Consider the following 17,045-nt stretch of genomic DNA (forward strand, 5'->3'; position numbering starts at 1 on the left):
TGCTACCTTGGTCGATTGGCCCAGTGCAGGGCGGGGTGGATGTGGAAGCCGTCGGCCTCTCGGGACAGTTCGGCGGCACCGCGGATATATTGAAGAATCCATTTTGAGGCGAGCCAGCGTCTGCCAAGACGTTCAGCGGCGAGGCCAGTTCGAACCGTGCCGCCGAATGGATCGATGACCAGGTCGCCTGCTTCGGTGCGAGAGCGGACAAAGAACTCAGGAATTGCCGTCGGCTGCATGGTGCCAGGAAGCGGCAACCCGAGCGCTCCGGCTTCCTGCCTGTACGCCAGCGTGTCTGGCACCGGTGGCGCCGCTCGAGCACATTTCCCGATAGTCGGCCCAGTGTGGGCTCGCTAATGGACTGGGGCTGGATTCGGTAGACGCCATCACCGGGCGTAGCGCGACTCCACATTCGCCCTCGATGTCCCGGCGCTCACATTTGGTGGCGGCGAGCGCGGCCTCGGCGTCATTGGCTTGAATGACGGCGCGATAGACGATCTCAGTGTTGTCGAGCGGCATTGGCGAATCCTCCTTGCGTGCCAGGCTTTCGTGAATGGTGAAGGCGTTGGTAAACCGCCTGAATTTTCGTGAACCTAGCGTAGCGCGCGTGACCAGAAGTCAAGTAAGGAGTGAACATGTGGACTTGCACGAAGTGCCGGCTCTCGGTGATGTTTAACGTGGCAGACCCACAGCTGGACGAACGCGGGTTCTTCTTCACCTGCCGTGGGTGTGGACATACAAATCCGCTCGCCCGGGTTGGACCAACGCATAGGGGTGACGATGAGCCCCTGTATCTCGCTCAAGTCGTGGATGCCTAAGGCTCACCAGAGCTCAGTGCCGCCCCGCTTGCCCTGAAGCATCGGACCGGGAACTCGAAGAGCGTCGCGCAGGCGCACTGGTCGCCGCAACGAGCCGAGACGGTTGTCTCCGCAGCCAGGCCATAGCGAATGGCAGAGGCCCGAAGGTGGGCCGCGTCGATGCAATCTTCGGTAAGCGCGGCCAACACCTCCTGCGCAAAGCCGTTCAGGCGCGCAAGTTCCGCGCCGATAGGGCCGTGGATGTAGAGGTAAAGGCCGTTCTGCATCTTGCGAACGGCCATCGTTTCGGCGGCCATGCGGGCCAACAGTGCTTCCGCAGCCTGCCAACCGATGCACAGATGGCGCTGGATTAGCGCCACCGACGCGGCGCGGTGTTGGTGGACCAGTTCCATTGCCCTATGGAACAGTTCTTCATCCATCGCTGCGTGTTCAGCCTGCAAGCGTTCGAAGCGTGTAAAGCGCATGGCAGCAAGGTATCGAATGTCTATGACCAAGATACCGGCGCCATCGCGAAGTCAAGGCCGCCGGCCGGCGAGATTCGCCAAACACCATTCTCAAGGCGCCCATGGCGCGAGTTGTGCCCGAAAGCTATAGAATTTGGGCCACCTTTTCGGGAAAACCCATGTCATCATCCCAGCCCCCCGCCGTTCGCGAGGTTTCCCTCGGCACGCGCCCCAGGAGCGAACGCGAGTTCATCCCGCCCGGCGACCCGCAATATGCTGAGATCGCGATGCTTGATGCCTTCACGTTCAAGCGCTATCTCGACCGGACGTTCTGGTACCCGAGGCGGGAAGTGCTGCGCTTCGAGGTTCGGGCGATGCCGTCGCCGACCGGCAGCATCTACGAGGTTGTGGCGTTGGTCGAGCCGGGGGAGGGCGAGGCGTGGTTTTCTGAGGCCGCAGTGCCCGCACGATGGGACTATGTCGCCATCAGCGAAACCAGTCACGGCCTGTCGAAGATGCAGACCGCCAAGCTGAAGGCAGAGGGCAAGCTGCCCGCTGATTATGAGCCGTTCGGGGACGAGGGGCCGGTACTTGACCACTCCAACCTGGAGAACCCGGAGGAGGGTGACCTGCGCCGGTGGGATGTGGTGAACCGCGTGCGCGAGGCAAGCCGACAGCGACGCGCGACAGGTCAAGCGGCAGCTGGGGTCTTATCCCCGGGCGGCAATTCGCAGTAATATCCGACTGATTCTCCGCGCTTTCAGCGCATCGACCCTGCCGGCGTACCGGCCATCCATTTTTGGGAGCCTTTGCATCCGCTGCCGAGCATGGCTGAGCCGGAGAAGGCGAGTTGTCTGCTGACGGATTTCGGTGACTACGATCCCGATCACTTGGCGTGGCTGCACAACAAGGCGAGCCTGCATGCGGTGGACTCGTGGTTCAACCGCATCCGCCGCCGATCGGCGATGCTTGAGCGGCCGATCGCATCCTCTGCGAACTGCGGCCGGGTGTGGAATGGGATTCTGCCTACCGTCCGGAGTAGATCGGCAAGCTGGTCAAAATCGAGAGCGCTACGTCCCTCCAAACAGACTGGGCCAGTCGTGACCGGCCCTGATTGGGCTTAACGGCTAGCTGCAGGCGTACTACGACGGAGAAAGTAACCCGCTGAACGTGAGTGGCGAGTTAAGCACACGACATGACTGTCTCCCAGAAGCTAACGCCGGCCCTCCATACTCGAAGTGAGCCTCCGGAACACCTTGCGTGAGGTGCTTTCGGCACAATTTGGCTGGCCAAGGGATACGGCCATGTAGGGTCTTGCCGTCTCCGACAAGTGTTAGTAAAATTTTCGTTATATATTTTTATTAACGCCCGACGCTCGTTAAGCGGCCTTAACTATCGAAGCCCTATGCCATCAGACGATACCGCCCTGGCCTTCGCACCACACAGGGACCGACAATCGGCCGGTACGTGTCGACCGAGGCATTCGACGAGACGGTAACTTGTGTGAGGTGCTTTAGGCACAATTTGCCGGCCAAGGGTACAGCCATGTAGGGTCTGCCGTCTTTGGCGAGCCTTAATAAAATTTTCATCAAATATTTTTATTAACGCCCGACGCTCGTTAAGCGGCCTTAACTATCGAAGCTCTATGCCATCAGACGACACCGCCCCGGCCTCCGAACCACAGAACCCGAGAATCGGCCGGTACGTGTCGACCGTGGCATTCGACGAGACGGTAAACGCCTACGTCCCGCCTCCGCTGCCGCCTGAGCCACCGCTGACGCTCAACCCGCACCTTCTCCAGCGACTGAGCGAGGCGGACAGGGCCATTGGCCGTCTCGACGGCGTGGCGATGCTGCTCCCGGACAAGGCGCTGTTCCTCTACATGTACGTCCGCAAGGAAGCGGTCCTGTCATCACAGATCGAAGGGACGCAATCGACCCTCGATGATCTCCTGCAGTACGAGAATGCTGCGCTTGCCGGGAAACCGCTCGACGACATCACCGAGGTCTCGAACTACGTCGATGCGATGATGTACGGACTTGGCGTCCTGCGAGATCCGAAAGGGCTTCCGCTTTGCCTGCGTTTGATTCGGGACATGCATTCGCGCCTCCTCCAGAAAGGTCGAGGAGAAGCCAAGAATCCCGGCGAGTTCCGACGCTCGCAAAACTGGCTCGGCGGGACCCGGCCCGGGAACGCCCATTACGTGCCGCCGCCGGTCAACGAGATGGAGACGTGCCTCAGCGATCTCGAACGCTTCTTGCATGACGACTACGCACAGATCCCGCCTCTCATCAAGGCCGGATTTTTGCACGTGCAGTTCGAATCGATCCACCCGTTTCTGGATGGCAATGGCCGTCTCGGCCGCCTGTTGATCGCCCTGTTCCTAGTTGAAAAGAAGGTCCTCCAAGAACCACTGTTGTACCTCAGTCTCTACCTGAAGACGCACCGTGAGCAGTACTACCGCCTGCTTCAAGACGTTAGGCTGCGCGGAGACTGGGAAGCTTGGACAGAGTTCTTCCTCAGCGGCGTCGCCGAAACAGCCAACAACGCCCATGAAAGTGCGATGCGTATCGTAGCCCTCTTCCAGGCCGACAGGGAACGCATTTCGGCGAGCGGCGAACAGACCAATTCCATGCTGCGGATCCACGAATTGCTCCGGACCCACCCGTTCCTCAACGCCGCCCAAGCGCAGCAGAAGACAGGACTCAGCGCCCCGACCGTCAACAAAGCTTTCGAGGCACTGGAGAACCTCGAGATCGTGAAGGAAATCACTGGGAAGCAACGCGGGCGAGTGTTCGCGTATACCGAGTTCCTGAGAATTCTGGACAGCGGAACGGAGGTGCAGGCCCCGCCACGGCAATGATCGAACAAGTAAGCGGCCGGGACGACAACGGGAAGGGATCCAAATCATCACGCCTTCGGCCCTGTACCATTTCGCCAACCAGACGGGGCCGGTCACGAAAACCGGCCCCGTTTGGGCTTTCAACACTTTTTGCTAACGGCTAGTCCCCGGTGGGGCGTTTCCCTACTTCACGAGGAAACGTCATGTTCACCCCCATTCTTCTTTCCATCGAATTCGGACCCGTTCCTTCCGACGAGTCCTGCGTTCAGGTCGGGCAATCAGGCTACGAGGCGCAATCGCGGTCCCGCTGTCACTCGTCCTGTGACCTCGCAGAAACGGGTACGCATGCGAGACGGCCGTCGAATCATTCTGGTTTCGAGTGCGGATTTACCGAGGCGCTCGTCAGGCTGGTGAAGCGCGCCAGCGGCGAGCCGCAGTTCGCTCGGGGCTTTCTGGAGCATGCGCCGGCGGCTGGGCCTTCGGTCGTACCCGCTCGACCGAGTCAATATGAGGCGAAAGACGTATGAAATTGGCGAGCTTTTGGGCGACAGTAAAAGCTGTTCGCCCCATGCTGGTTTCAGCAGCCCCCGCTACGGAGACCCTCTCGGACTTGCTCCCCGACCTCCCTTCCGGAGGGCATTTTGTTGGAACAACCGCAGGAGCCAATCCGTTGCTACGGTCGTCAGGTCGGGTGGGCTGCGTGGGCCTATTGATCCGGAGGGCTGACTTCGGATATTCTCTTTCCGCCTTCCGCGTCCCAGACGCATCGACCCCGCACCACAAGGTGCCAGCTTCTGCAGTACGGTGGCCTCCCGCTTAGCCGGGCCAGTCCATCCATTCCATTCCACCGGGAACCACGTTCCCGGTGCGGCAATGGGTTCCCCATTCCTGTTCGGAGAACCCACAATGCTATTCCCAACTGCTCTCGCCCTTCGCAAGATCCGTACGGCTCGCAATCCGCGCACGTACTTTGATCCGGTTGGAATGGCTGAACTCACCGAGTCCATCCGGGCTTCCGGTGTCTAGCAACCCATCCTACTTCGCCCCATCGAGGGATGATGAGTTCGATTTCAAGCTCGTCGCTGGAGAGCAGCGCTACCGTGACGTCGCTTTCCGCTGAATTACGATTGGGAATCACAATGAAAAAATTGCCGGTTGACTACTACTTGACGCTTTCCGCCTTCCACCTATCGGAAGAGACTTTTTGCTGCTTTGGTCAAGATCCCGTTTTGGCCAGCAACTTTGCGAGCTATTTTGTGGAGGTCATTAACGTCTACGCACCTTCTGCTAGACACTATTCAATTCCAGAGGACCTGGAGAAGGTAATGCAATACGCGATGTCACTTGGCATTAAGTTGCTGCATTTCGATGTGAGGGCCGACGAGATAGAGGTTTTGCCGCGGTATGAGTGGTCGTAGCCGTTTCGCGCCATGGTAAGAATTGAGGTGCCGATTCAGTTCGTGCTGTAAGGCGCAGAATCAATGTAGGCGCGGCAAGCTGCCGCCAGCTGTCACCAAAATTCTTACGTTTTCCTCAAGGCCGCCTTCCATACGAACCTGGTCTGTGGCCGCCACGTGGCAGCAACCAATTTGCGGGATCTTGCTACGCAAGCCAATATTGGCTATCCTCGCATCACTTTCCGCGTCCCAGACGCATCGACCCCGCACCACAAGGTGCCAGCTTCTGCAGTACGGTGGCCTCCCGCTTAGCCGGGCCAGTCCATCCATTCCATCCCACCGGGAACCATGTTCCCGGTGCGGCAACGGGTTCCCCATTGCTCTCCGGAGAACCCACAATGCAATATCCATCTGCTGTTGCCCTTCGCAAGATCCGTACTGGCCGCAATCCGCGCATGTACTTCGATCCAGTCGAAATGGCTGAACTCACCGAGTCCATCCGGGCTTCCGGTGTCTACCAGCCCGTCCTGCTTCGCCCCATCGAAGACGACGAGTTCGAGTTCGAGCTCATCGCAGGCGAGCGTCGCTACCGCGGTGCCGTGGAGGCCCACGGCATCGACTGGGTAATCCCCGCCCTCGTCAAGGTAATGACTGACGACGAGGCCGACCGCGCCGCGCTCATCGAGAACGCTCAACGCGCCAACATGTCGCCGTCTGAAGAGGCTGTTGCCGCCTCGAAGATCGTCGGCCACTGCAAAGGGGATCGCGATGAAGCCGCAAGGCTCCTGGGCTGGTCCCGCGCGACGCTGGATAAGCGCCTTGCTCTCATGAATTGCAGCCCGGATGTTCAGGCGGCACTGAATGAGCGCAAGATTCAACTCGGTCACGCCGAGTTGCTCGCTACACTCGCCAAGGACAAGCAGGACAAGCTCCTGCCCGTCATCATCAGCGAGAAGAAGGCGGTGTCGGAGCTGAAGAAGACCATCGAGGCGGCCGCGTGCAGCCTGGAAGTGGCCATCTTCGACAAGACCGACTGCGCCACGTGCCCGCACAACTCCTCGTTGCAAACGGAGATGTTTGGCGAGGCGATCGCTACCGGCAACTGCACCAACAAAGCCTGCTACGCTGAGAAGACCGACCGCAAGCTCGAAGGCATCGTCTACGGGCTCAAGGAAGAGTATCCGATCGTGCGCATCATCCGGTCCGGCGACAACCATACCCGCATTCAGCTGAAGGTGGATGGACCAACCGGGGTCGGTGAGGAACAGGCCAAAGCTTGCCATGCCTGCCAGAACTTCGGTGCCGCGGTCAGCGGTCTGCCGGATTCCATGGGCAAGCTCTACAGCGGCCAGTGCTTCGACACGGCATGCAACCAGAAGAAGGTAGCGGCCCGAATCAAGGCGGAGCGTGATGCGGCCAAGGCGCCTGCTGTAAAGCAGACCGCCGGCAAGACGGCTGCGGCAACGAAGGGCGACAAGTCGTCCGCGGCTGCCGAGAAGCCGGCCACGGTGATCAGCGAGTCGGAGAAGGTGAAGCAGTACCGCACCGAGCTCTGGCGCAAGGCGCTGCGCAAGGAAGTCGCGCAGAGTGCCGAGCAAGCCAACGCGTATCTGCTGGCAATCGCCATGAACGGTCTGTCGCGCAATATTGGCGGCGACGTGATGGGAAAGTTCTTCGAAAAGCTCACCGAGCAGAAGTCGTCTTCGACCCTGCAAGGTTGCCTGACGGCTGTACATGGCATGGACGAGGGCCGTCGCCAGCAATTGACGATCGGCATGACGGTGGCGGCAATTGGCGGCATGGAGGTGAACAACCTCCGGGAACTGTGCCGATACCACAAGCTCGACCTGCGCAACCACTGGAACCTGCAGAAATCGCAGGATTTCCTGGAGATGCTGACGAAGTCAGAGATGAAAGTCCTGGCTGACGAACTCGGCATTCGCAAGGTGCTGGGCGACGGCTTTGCCAAGCTGTTCGGCAAATCAAAGGCTGAAGTTGTTGCCGGCCTTCTGGCCGTCGACGGCTTCGACTACACCGGCAAGGTCCCCAAGGTCCTCGGCTACTAATCTTCTCTCCAATCGGAGGCGCCAGGGCGTCCTCCGCCTCATTCATTTCCCAAGGATTCACTATGTTCACTGAATTGGCTGCGCTCGTTCGCGCGAGCGACAAGGTCGTCGTCACGCTCACCATGCAAGGCGACACAATGTCTGTCGTTGTCGTGCCCGTTGTCAAGGACGCTGCGGATGCTGCGCTGAGCACGCCATTGGCGCTGTCGGCGACGCCGGCGGAGCTTGATGAAGGTTTCGCCGCCGCGATTGCTGGTGTCAGCGCTGCGCGTCAGTCGCTGGCAGAGCAGGTCGAGGCCACCAGGTCCATCCTGGAGGCGGCCAAGGACTCGCAGTCGACCAAAGCCACGAAGGCCCTGGCCAAGGCTGCGGTGCCGACGGCATCGGAAACGTCCGAGGGGACCGATGACGACGACAAGCCGGAAGGCAGTGCTGGCGCGCAGGAAGCGGCGGAAGCTGACGAAGGCGCGGCCAAGACGGCCGGCACCGACCTCGCATCCCTGCTGTAAAGGAGACTGGCATGGCACTCGAAGTTAAGAAGCTCACTCGCGAGTTCTCCTATAACGGCATGACGCTGATGGACCCCGGTCCGCAGTTCACCCCCCAGCAGGTGCGCGACGTCTATTCCGCCCAGTACCCCGAGCTGACCACCGCCGCGGTGGATGGCCCGGAGCACAAGGGGGAAGTCGCGCGCTACACGTTCGTCCGCGCTGCCGGCGCCAAGGGCGCCCATGCGCAAATCTGACCTCATGAAGGCACTGTCCACGGGGCAGTTTGCCTCCATCAACAAGGAGCCGCCGTGCAGGGCGGCATTTTTACATTCTGAGGAGACCCAACAATGTTGCTCGATCCTCGGTCGTTTGTTCCTGACATCCATCCGGGACAGCAACCCGCATGGACGCCACACCGAAAGCATCCCACTGCTGGACGTCGACTTGCCCATGATTTTCTGACACTGCCGAAGCTTCCAGGCTCTGTACCAGCCACTGCGCGCCTCACCTATGGCGATGAGTTAGAGGTTACAGATCTGGTGCTGGCGCAGTTTGCGGCCGGCATCCTACGGGCCAGTGATGTGTTGAATCCGACCAGTGCGGGGGATGCTTTCGCACAGGCCATGTTCGCATGGCTGGGGAAGCGAATCCCAGCGTGTCAGCGATTGCAGTTCGGCGTGACATTAATCGATCGCGGCGCTGCCATGGACCAGGTCATGCAGTTCGGCTGGGAAGACGGGCTGGAAGCGCCGCTCTACCTGGCCATCGAACTGCCCGGCGAGGAGGTGTATGCGATCGGGGAAGCGCGGGCGCAAGCCATTCGTGCGGCCCACCCGTCGTTGCTCTTCACGGCAATGAATCTGATCAATGCCGCGAGCGGCAAGTCGCTGTTCGTTCGTACGCCTGACATGCTGCTGGACCAGTTCGCCCGCTGGCACTGGGATTACGACGCGACCCTGGCCGACGACGAGAACGCCCGGGAGTTCCTCAAGGAGAACTTCGGCGGCGAGGATGCCGACATCGAGCGCTATCTGCCGTCGGTGGTGCGCGCCGAGCTTGCACCGGACGACACCCTGCCAAGGTATGCGCAAGTCGACGCAGCTTCCGCCCATCTGCGCGAGCTGGGTCCGCGCAACTTGCGCGCTCTGGCTCGCTTGCATAGTGGGTGGCTGGGCGAGCTTTGTACGGCGCTCGCCGACCTTCGGATGCTGCTGGCGAGGGCGGGGGAGCGGTCGGCCATCGCCGGCGCCCAGTGGGCAGAGCCGGCCTATTCGGCCGCGACCATCGCCTATCGTCCCAGTGACTATGTGTCGGAGATCCTGGACGACCACTACGAATGCCTGAACAACGCTGGCGACGCCACGATGTTCCAGTGCTTCATTCCTCTTGCAGACGACGCCGCGGCGATCCGCCAGCAGTTCCGCGATCTGGCGGACATGCTGCAAATCATCGGCGCGCTTGACCGCGTGCTCACACACATTTCTTCATAGGAGGGCCCCATGGTCGAGATCCTGACCACTTCGCGGTCGTATGACGTGGTCCTGCAAGGGGCCATTTTGTTTTATGGCCGCGCTTTCGGAGACTTTTCGTATGCCACCGCGCATCGAATCGAACCGGACGGAAACACCGGCCGCCCGGTGATCGGGGCCGGCACGCCGCTCAATCGGCTGGCGCTGATTCAAGCGGTGCGCCAGGTCGCCGAGGCCTCGTTGCCAAAGGGCGAGTTCCTGACGCCCAATGTGCTGTCGATCAGCCCCGCCGCGGTGACGTGGTGGTGTCCGGCAGACCGTCGGCGCGTCTTTTTCAACTGCAAGGAGCTTGGCGAGTGCAGCGCCGTGGTGCCGCATCCGGCCCTCGTCTTCCAGTCGTCGCACACGGGGTTCCGTGTCTTCGCACTGCCCGGGGAGGAGCGGCCGGTGCCGGCAACGGTGCTCTACGAACCGCCCTACTTCAACACGTGGGACAACGGGAAGATCTGCATTGGGAGCGCACATGTACCAAAGCAGATCGACGTCGGGTCCGTTGCACGATGGGAATCCGGGTTCTTCAACTCGGCATTCACCCATCCCAACCACGGCGGCCAGCGCGTGAAGTACAAGCGCGGTGCCTACGCCTTCTGGAAGGACATGCTTGATGGGAAGTTTCCGGACTACCCGAGCCAGGTTCTCATCCCCATGAAACGTACGCTGGCCGATCTGATCGCCGGCAAATTGGACAATTGATCATGCATCCTGCTGATGTGACTCTGCAACAATCTTTCCCGTCCATCATGGTTCCGCGCCTTTCCAAGCTCGAACCCATGACCCGGGCGGGGGAACGGCTGCTCATCGCAGCTAACGGTGTCTTCCTTGAGATCACGCGCCCCTGCCTAAGGGTCGTTCGCCGGCTTGGCGGTTTCCAGCATCGCACGGCTATCCCGTATGGCAACGCGAGCGAAGAGACCGATCTTCTGTGCGGCCGTATTCCCGCAAGATTGATCGGCGAGTTTGCCGAAATGGCGCGTGCCGCCTGCCCAAAGGAAACGGGTGCGTGGCTGGTGTGGAATACCTCGACCCATGCCTTCAGGCTGGTGCCGGTGCAGATCCTCGAGCACAGTGCGGGTCACCTAAAGTATGACCGGCCGACGTTGGCAGACGATGACGTGTTGGTGGTGGACTGCCATTCCCACGGCCGATCGCCTGCATTTTTCTCGCCCACGGACGATGAAGACGACCAGCACGACGTGAAGTTTGCGTTCGTGCTGGGCAATTGCGCCGCGCCTGTGCCTTCCTTGGCCCTCCGGCTTTGTGCCAAGGGAGTCTTCGAGGCCATCGAGACAGTGCCGGCAGAGTGGTATGCGGCGACGTCCTTGGAGGTCTTGGCATGATCGAGCATCGTATTCCGGAGATCATGACCCGACGCGCCTGGAATGTCGTCGTCGTCGGTGCAGGCGGTACCGGCAGCGCCTTGCTACCCAATCTGGCGCGGTTGCATCACGCGATGCTCGAACTGGGCCACCCCGGTGGCATCGAGTGCACGGTCTACGATGACGATACGGTCAGCGAGACCAATATCGGCCGTCAGGGCTTCTATCCCGTGGACGTCGGTCAGCCCAAGGCGACTTTGCTGGTCAACCGGCTCAACAATCTGATGGGCACGCGCTGGGAAGCGCGCGTCTGTCGCGTTGATAGCCGGGATCGCTTTACCTGCGACATGGTGGTCGGCTGCGTCGACACACGGAAGGCTCGCAAGGCCATCCTGGGCGCGATGAGCCGGGGGACAGGTGGCTACTATCTTGACTGCGGCAATGAGTCGGACAGTGGCCAGGTCATCCTCGGCCAGGTTCGCGGCAAGGCCGCTGAGCGGCTGCCTCACGTGGGCGATCTCTTCCCGGAGCTGTTGGACCCGAAGGGGGACAAGAAGGACACGGCTCCGTCGTGCTCCATGGCCGAAGCACTTAGCAAGCAGTCGCTGGTCATCAACCAGGCGATGGCGGTGCAAGCGTACAACCTGCTGTGGATGCTGTTTCGCACGGGCACCCTGCAGTACTGCGGCGCGTTCGTGAATCTGGCGGTGGGTCGCACGAGCCCGCTGCCAGTGGATCCCCAGGCTTGGGAACGATTCGGGTATCACCTCCCCGAGCCGAAGCGGCGTGCGAAACCCGCCCCGCGCCAAGCCGTTTGAGCCCGCCATCGCCGCCTTCCTTGGGGATGGCTTCTTTCATTGGCGAGTTCGGGTTGCATTAACCTGGGGCCCGTTTGAACGTAACACCCGCGCCGCTGGCGCGATCCACCTTCATCAACCCATTGGGGCACTAGCCCTGCGGGCGTGCTCCATCTCTTACCTTGGCGCACTTCATGAGCAATTCTTCAAACACTCGGCGCGCTTATCGTCGCCTCTTCGTGTCTGGGAGCTGGCTGCCGGACAACACCGCGGTCGGCGCTTCTACGTGGAGCGCCGGCAGGCGTTCCTCTTCGACGAAAATCAGCAAGTTGAATGGTTTCATCCCTCGATCGCCGTGGTGGACGGCAAGGAACAGCACCTCTACGCAATCGGCGATAGCTGGTGTTGGCAGTTCGCGGACTACGCGGACGATCCGAACGTGCAGAATTGGCTTGCTGGTAGCTACCTGCAACTTCACCTGCGACCAAGTGTGCGGGCGTGGATCCAGGAACTCGCATGGGCAAATGGCCAGTCGGTGGAGCACCACGCCGAGTTTCTTCTGGCGTGTTTCTGCGAAGAGCGCAGGGACGGGCGTCCCAAGTTCGACCTATCCGGCTTCGAGGCGACGGCGTCGCGCGCGCAGCACGCAACAGCCATTTCGGATAGCGATGCTGTGCGCGTGCGCCGTGGACCATGGCTCAACGTCGTGGATGCTGTGTTGTCGCTTGTCGCAGCGGAAGACGGCGGCGAGCCATCGAGGCTTTCGCGCGAGATGTTTGCAGAAACCGTGCTGGATGGTCTCGCTCGCGAGCTCGGCGGTGTGGCGTAGCCGGACCCTCTCCACATTCGGCGCCGAGCCTGCTACCATTGCGGCACCTACCGCGTCTCAGACGCATCGACCCCTTCCGGTTGTATAGCCGGACATCTCTTCTCTCCCCTACGGGCCTTCCTGCCCGTGGGCATGTTGGCCCTTTTCCCTTGAGGCCATCATGTTCAAGCGATTCTTCCTGCTTTGCCTTTGCTGCGCCAATTTCGCCGGCTGCGCTGCACAGCCGACTTCGCCGAACACCTATCGGGGTTCCGAAGCGCTGCGCCGTGGTAGTGCCGAAGCTGTCACCGTCCTCCGGGTCCGTCCCGTCACGATTGTCGACAGCGACGGATTGATGTCCGCAAACACCGGCGTGCCTGGCGTTCTTGGTGCCGTTGTCGGCGCGGTCCTTGGCGCTCGCGTCATTGGCAACGGCAACGGTCGTTACCTGGCTGGCGCCTTGTCGGGCACCGTCTCCGCGGTGATCGCGCAGACGGCAGCCAACCATCTGGGCCGCCGCGATGGCGTTGAGGTCATTGTCCGCACGGACAACGACCGGCAGATCGTTGTCACCCAGGATGCCGATCAGCAGTTCGTCACCGGCGAGCAGCTGTATCTCGTCTCGGGTGCCGGCGGATATCGCCTGACTCGCTAGCGAGCTCCAGTCGGAGCCTCGTCTCTTTCACCTTCCCCGCGCGGGCCTCCCGCGCGGGGGGCACTGTCGCGACCTGGAGTTCACCATGTTCGACGTTGCAGAAGCATCCCCCATCACCATTACCCCAATCGAAACGAAAGGGAAATACATCATTGAAGTCGCGGATGACATCCGTCGTCAGCTGCGCAGTGCTGGGCTGGAGCCGGAATGGCTCAATGCTGCGAATTTCATGGATGACGACAACGAAGCTTTGTACGGTCCGAAGTCGTCCGGTCAGTGGCCCCAGTTCGGTGCGCGTGAACGGCTTGCCGTCTCCGTGCATCGCGGCTGGTCGGAAGGGTGGGCGGTCTTCGTTGACCGCGTCGGCTATACCGGCGATGCGTCCAACCCGGTCACCACTGCCCAGAAACTGTTGGTCGGCAAGACGCTGTCCGAGCGCCAAGCTTGGGACACGGTCCGCGCGATCAGCAAGCTGTTCGATATTGCCTGATATCCAGGCCTATCCATTCGCAAGCCCGAGAGGGCTTGCCCAACCCCTCGGGGTTCGGCAAGTCGCTTTCACCCGCGTCATCGACGCATCGACCCACTGTCCGGCAACTCCGGACCAACCCATTGCGGGACACTCGTCCCGACAAGGGAGGGGATGTCCCCATCTGATTCGAGGATATCCATGAAGCTTCCCAAGTCGTTTCTTCGTCCCCACGCTCCCGGCAATCCGGCAGCATGCCTGTCGCTGCGTCGCGACGCATGCCGCATGCTGCGCCGCTTTGCCGGTGACATGGCCTTGCGCCCGCGCGATTACACGATCCGCGAGCATCGTCAACGCCGGCGCGAGGTGGCCGTGTTCGCGCTTCAGACGGAGTCGTTGCTGCTCGAAATCCAGCATCCGCCAGGCGCCGACGGCATTCGCATGTCCTACCGGACGTGCCGCGGTCGCAATGACCTCAGCGGTGGCCGCAACAACGCCATCGACTTGCCTTCGCTCTCCACCGATGAGGGCTATACGAATCTGCTGACCACGCTTCGCGTGGTGGCCGGTCGGCGCAGCTGAGGGATCATCATGACGACTCTTATTAGGGTCACATTCACATCGATGGCAGGCGAGGAGATCAATGGTCAGGCGCAGTTCGAGCCGATGTCTGAGCTCGTGACGCTGCCCTCACGATTGCTTGAGCTTGTACAGCGAGCCAGGGCTGCAGGTGATGGGCATGCCCTCGTCGCACATGAGGACGGGTATCGCTATCCGCTGCAGCCGGTTGAAGTTGGTGTCTACCAGCTTGACCGCTCGCGTCGGCATCGGCAAAGGCTGCTGGAGCAAGCCTGGAAGGCTGTTACGGCGCCAACCAGGGATCAGCGGCAGCAGTCTGGCCGCTTTGCCCAAACGCTGTCAGCCGCTGCGCTCATCGGCGCCAGCGTCTACGTGGGGTCTAGCAACGTATGGACGCTGATCGCCCTAACCGACGTTCTTAGCCTCGTCGGCACCGGCGCTGTACTATTTTTCGTAGGCGCGGTTCTTTCTACAGGAGACTGAGTTATGACTCTCGGGCTTTTTGTATTGATTCTCGGCGGTGCCATCTCGGCCTTCCTGCTCTGGGCAGACCGAAACGGTCGTCGTGTACACAAGGACTAAGCGCTGTTTCGTCCACGCCCAACCATCTGCGTGTCGCAAGTCTGCAAGCGCCGATCCAATCGGCTCACCGCACGAACGCACTCCACACAAGGGGTGCGTTTTCATTTCCAGACCCACACGGGCGTCGTCCCGATGGGGCGGCTCCCTCCCAAAGGAGTATCCCCAATGGACGATATCGTCTATGGCGCTGGCGCGGCCAGCTATCGTGCCGGCGTACTGTTGCGCGTCGGCCTCTATGAGTCGAACCTGCGCCCGGCACTCCAGCTGGTCTGCGCTGACGATGGCATGCCATATGCATCGCTCAGCGTGAACTTGCCGGAGGCGCCATTGCTCGCCGGCGAATTCTGTGTGGCGGCCGACTGGAATCTCCCCGCGGACCTGAAAGCGGCGTTGCTTGCCACCGGCAAGTTCGCTGACACCGGCCGCGGTACCGAAGGCTGTGACGAGGGCGGCGCTATTTGGCGCATCACGTGTCCCGAGCTGCTGTCGCAGCTGGGGGCTGCCCGCATCGTCGCCAGCCGGTCCCGTCCGACCCCGCGCATGGCCGCCTTCGCTTAGCTCTACATTCCATTCCAACCCTTTCGGGGCACGTCCCCGAAGGGGCGTGCTCCGTCCTGGAGCACATCATGTATGTCATTACCTTCGGCCAACGTGCCGAAACTCGCACGACGCTCGCCGGCGTGCTGCATCTGCTCAACGACGACCGAAGCGAGACGGCCCAGCTGCGCTTCGAAGAGATCGCGGTGCGCCACGTCGAAGCCGGAGATATTCCTGTTGTACGCCTGCCGCATGGCAGGTTCGGCGTTCGTCCTGGCGGAAGCGCCCGTTCGATTCTCGCGCGGGTCATCGATGAGGTGGATCGCTTCATCGTGCGCGTGGGCGGAAAGGTCCTGCGTCCGCAGGAAATGAGTCGTGCATCCTGGGGTGCCGTACTGGCGGCGGGCCGCTTGGCCTACTTCCCGGAGGAAGCCATCGACTTGTCACAAGGCGCGGCCGGACCGCTGTTCCAGGCGGCGGATCTCTTCGAGGAGTCGGGGCCCTTCGAGATTGCGCAATACGTGCAGTTCGAATTTGTCCTGCGCTTTGGCTATGGCACCAACGGGCCGTTGTACGACCCAGCTCAGATCCCGAACGCCCGTCATGAAGTGCACATCGCCTACGCCCTCTTGCGAGGCGAAAAGCTTCGTGATTGTGTGCTGAACACGTACCGCGACAATCCGCGCTTCGGGCAATCCGACCTGGACTGGCTGCAGCCGCTGATCGCTGTGCCAGCACTGCGTGGCGCGCTGCCCGCTCATCAACTGCAGGCCCTCTGCCGTCTCCTGCGGCTTGAGAAGATCGCAATTACGCCGCAGAACGCGCCGAAGCTCCTGGCGATCGTTCGGCGCGTACCCGCCGAGGGCACCGATGTGCACGTGGACGATGCCTTGTACGAGGCTGGCGTACTCGCACCACGGCCTACCCCTGCGTCGCGCCCGGCTGAGGGGCAGGCCGCAGCGCCCGTCTCTGCGCTTGCCTCGCGGATTCACCACCTCATCACGCAGCGGCAGTTCCATGCGACGGTGGATAAGGCGAAAGCGCAGCGCGAAGCGTTGGAGATCAGCCGGCGGCATTTCGATGATATTGCCACGCGGGCGGTGCATGCCCGTGTGTCGACCGGCTTCGACTGGCCCAACAAGGTCGCACTGGCGGTCCTTAAACGGACGTGGCCACGCTTCTGCACATCTTCGACAATCCGAAGGACTGGAACGTCGACTCCAAGCGTGCCTTGCGCGAAGAGCTCGACGTAGACCTGCTGCAATGTACCGCAGCGGTCCGGCGCCAGCGCATTTTCGAGATGTGCGGCTTCTCACCGGCGGAGCAACAACGCTGGGAGCAGCAGGCGGCGGCCGCAAAAGCCAACCGGCTGGCGTTGCAGGACTTCGAGGATGCCTGCAAACGTGCTGAGGCGTCCCACTGGCGGCTTGAGAGCGGGAAGGTACTCAACGGCCGCGAGTACGTGGACTCCTGCATTGCCGAGGGCTTCTCGGAAATCGTCGACGTGCCGCGCGGTACGGCGCGCGAGTATCGCATCCGCGATCCGCGCCGCAGCATGTCCCGACGCCTGCGCGCCAAGGATGGCACGCTGGCCTATGCCAGGGCAAAGCTGGCGCAGGCCCGCACGCCCATGGCGCTCTCAGCCTGAATGAACTGACCCCTGGCCAACCGGCCGGGGGATTTCCTCGAAACACATAGCAAAGGTGTGAGTTTTCC

General features: G+C 61.5%; 22 protein-coding genes. 19 read left to right on the forward strand and 3 right to left on the reverse strand.

Going from position 1 to position 17,045, the window contains the following annotated elements:
* Positions 1-2 precede the first annotated feature (2 nt).
* The 3 genes from ACZ5MJ_RS34025 to ACZ5MJ_RS34035 form a co-directional block, all read right to left on the reverse strand.
* On the reverse strand, positions 3-239 hold the full coding sequence (locus ACZ5MJ_RS34025) for a DNA methyltransferase (protein WP_464227058.1): 237 nt from the start codon (positions 237-239) through the stop codon (positions 3-5).
* Positions 217-519 carry a hypothetical protein gene (locus tag ACZ5MJ_RS34030; protein ID WP_464227060.1) on the reverse strand — a complete coding sequence of 101 codons (303 nt, stop codon included), beginning with the start codon at positions 517-519 and terminating at the stop codon, positions 217-219. Before ACZ5MJ_RS34030 ends, ACZ5MJ_RS34025 begins: the two co-directional genes overlap by 23 nt.
* 295 nt (positions 520-814) lie before the next feature.
* A complete protein-coding gene (locus ACZ5MJ_RS34035) occupies positions 815-1,282 on the reverse strand; it encodes a DNA translocase FtsK (protein WP_078201899.1) in 468 nt (155 codons plus the stop codon).
* 158 nt (positions 1,283-1,440) lie between these two features.
* Here ACZ5MJ_RS34035 and ACZ5MJ_RS34040 point away from each other — a divergent pair, with 158 nt between their 5' ends.
* The 19 genes from ACZ5MJ_RS34040 to ACZ5MJ_RS34130 all read left to right on the forward strand — a co-directional run bounded on the left by ACZ5MJ_RS34040 (position 1,441) and on the right by ACZ5MJ_RS34130 (position 16,977).
* Positions 1,441-1,998 (forward strand): hypothetical protein, encoded by a 558-nt coding sequence (locus ACZ5MJ_RS34040; RefSeq protein ID WP_078201829.1) that lies wholly within the window; start codon positions 1,441-1,443, stop codon positions 1,996-1,998.
* Between the two features lie 908 nt (positions 1,999-2,906).
* Positions 2,907-4,124: a Fic family protein gene (locus ACZ5MJ_RS34045; protein ID WP_078201828.1), complete on the forward strand. Its 1,218-nt coding sequence runs from the start codon at positions 2,907-2,909 to the stop codon at positions 4,122-4,124.
* A 182-nt stretch (positions 4,125-4,306) separates the two neighbouring features.
* Positions 4,307-4,630, forward strand: coding sequence for a hypothetical protein (locus tag ACZ5MJ_RS34050; RefSeq protein WP_123957989.1), 324 nt, complete (start codon positions 4,307-4,309; stop codon positions 4,628-4,630).
* Positions 4,631-5,203: 573 nt separating this feature from the next.
* Positions 5,204-5,521 carry a DUF5983 family protein gene (locus ACZ5MJ_RS34055; protein ID WP_464226877.1) on the forward strand — a complete coding sequence of 106 codons (318 nt, stop codon included), beginning with the start codon at positions 5,204-5,206 and terminating at the stop codon, positions 5,519-5,521.
* Between the two features lie 377 nt (positions 5,522-5,898).
* The gene (locus ACZ5MJ_RS34060; protein WP_464226878.1) at positions 5,899-7,566 is read left to right on the forward strand and encodes a PRTRC system ParB family protein; all 1,668 of its coding nucleotides are present in this window, start codon (positions 5,899-5,901) and stop codon (positions 7,564-7,566) included.
* Between the two features lie 62 nt (positions 7,567-7,628).
* Positions 7,629-8,075, forward strand: a complete 447-nt coding sequence (locus tag ACZ5MJ_RS34065; RefSeq protein WP_464226880.1) for a PRTRC system protein E — start codon at positions 7,629-7,631, stop codon at positions 8,073-8,075.
* A gap of 11 nt (positions 8,076-8,086) precedes the next feature.
* A complete protein-coding gene (locus ACZ5MJ_RS34070; RefSeq protein ID WP_058698157.1) occupies positions 8,087-8,311 on the forward strand; it encodes a PRTRC system protein C in 225 nt (74 codons plus the stop codon).
* A gap of 93 nt (positions 8,312-8,404) precedes the next feature.
* The gene (locus ACZ5MJ_RS34075) at positions 8,405-9,547 is read left to right on the forward strand and encodes a PRTRC system protein F (RefSeq protein ID WP_464226881.1); all 1,143 of its coding nucleotides are present in this window, start codon (positions 8,405-8,407) and stop codon (positions 9,545-9,547) included.
* A gap of 9 nt (positions 9,548-9,556) precedes the next feature.
* Entirely contained in the window at positions 9,557-10,279 is a 723-nt protein-coding gene (locus ACZ5MJ_RS34080; RefSeq protein WP_464226882.1) for a PRTRC system protein B, read from the forward strand.
* Positions 10,280-10,281: 2 nt separating this feature from the next.
* Entirely contained in the window at positions 10,282-10,923 is a 642-nt protein-coding gene (locus ACZ5MJ_RS34085; protein ID WP_464226884.1) for a PRTRC system protein A, read from the forward strand.
* Positions 10,920-11,720 carry a PRTRC system ThiF family protein gene (locus ACZ5MJ_RS34090; protein ID WP_464226885.1) on the forward strand — a complete coding sequence of 267 codons (801 nt, stop codon included), beginning with the start codon at positions 10,920-10,922 and terminating at the stop codon, positions 11,718-11,720. Before ACZ5MJ_RS34085 ends, ACZ5MJ_RS34090 begins: the two co-directional genes overlap by 4 nt.
* Positions 11,689-12,528 carry a hypothetical protein gene (locus ACZ5MJ_RS34095; protein ID WP_464226886.1) on the forward strand — a complete coding sequence of 280 codons (840 nt, stop codon included), beginning with the start codon at positions 11,689-11,691 and terminating at the stop codon, positions 12,526-12,528. The genes ACZ5MJ_RS34090 and ACZ5MJ_RS34095 overlap by 32 nt, the downstream gene beginning before the upstream one ends.
* A 160-nt stretch (positions 12,529-12,688) precedes the next feature.
* On the forward strand, positions 12,689-13,162 hold the full coding sequence (locus ACZ5MJ_RS34100; RefSeq protein WP_464226888.1) for an outer membrane lipoprotein: 474 nt from the start codon (positions 12,689-12,691) through the stop codon (positions 13,160-13,162).
* 85 nt (positions 13,163-13,247) lie between these two features.
* Positions 13,248-13,652: a hypothetical protein gene (locus ACZ5MJ_RS34105; RefSeq protein WP_464226889.1), complete on the forward strand. Its 405-nt coding sequence runs from the start codon at positions 13,248-13,250 to the stop codon at positions 13,650-13,652.
* 180 nt (positions 13,653-13,832) lie between these two features.
* Complete coding sequence (locus ACZ5MJ_RS34110) at positions 13,833-14,213, forward strand: hypothetical protein (RefSeq protein WP_464226890.1); 381 nt, start codon at positions 13,833-13,835, stop codon at positions 14,211-14,213.
* Positions 14,214-14,222: 9 nt separating this feature from the next.
* Positions 14,223-14,693, forward strand: coding sequence for a hypothetical protein (locus ACZ5MJ_RS34115; RefSeq protein ID WP_464226891.1), 471 nt, complete (start codon positions 14,223-14,225; stop codon positions 14,691-14,693).
* Between the two features lie 264 nt (positions 14,694-14,957).
* Complete coding sequence (locus ACZ5MJ_RS34120; protein ID WP_464226892.1) at positions 14,958-15,350, forward strand: hypothetical protein; 393 nt, start codon at positions 14,958-14,960, stop codon at positions 15,348-15,350.
* Positions 15,351-15,418: 68 nt separating this feature from the next.
* Entirely contained in the window at positions 15,419-16,582 is a 1,164-nt protein-coding gene (locus ACZ5MJ_RS34125; RefSeq protein WP_464226893.1) for a hypothetical protein, read from the forward strand.
* On the forward strand, positions 16,498-16,977 hold the full coding sequence (locus ACZ5MJ_RS34130; protein WP_464226894.1) for a hypothetical protein: 480 nt from the start codon (positions 16,498-16,500) through the stop codon (positions 16,975-16,977). The genes ACZ5MJ_RS34125 and ACZ5MJ_RS34130 overlap by 85 nt, the downstream gene beginning before the upstream one ends.
* Positions 16,978-17,045 lie beyond the last annotated feature (68 nt).

Source organism: Cupriavidus sp. LA-1 (assembly GCF_055385985.1).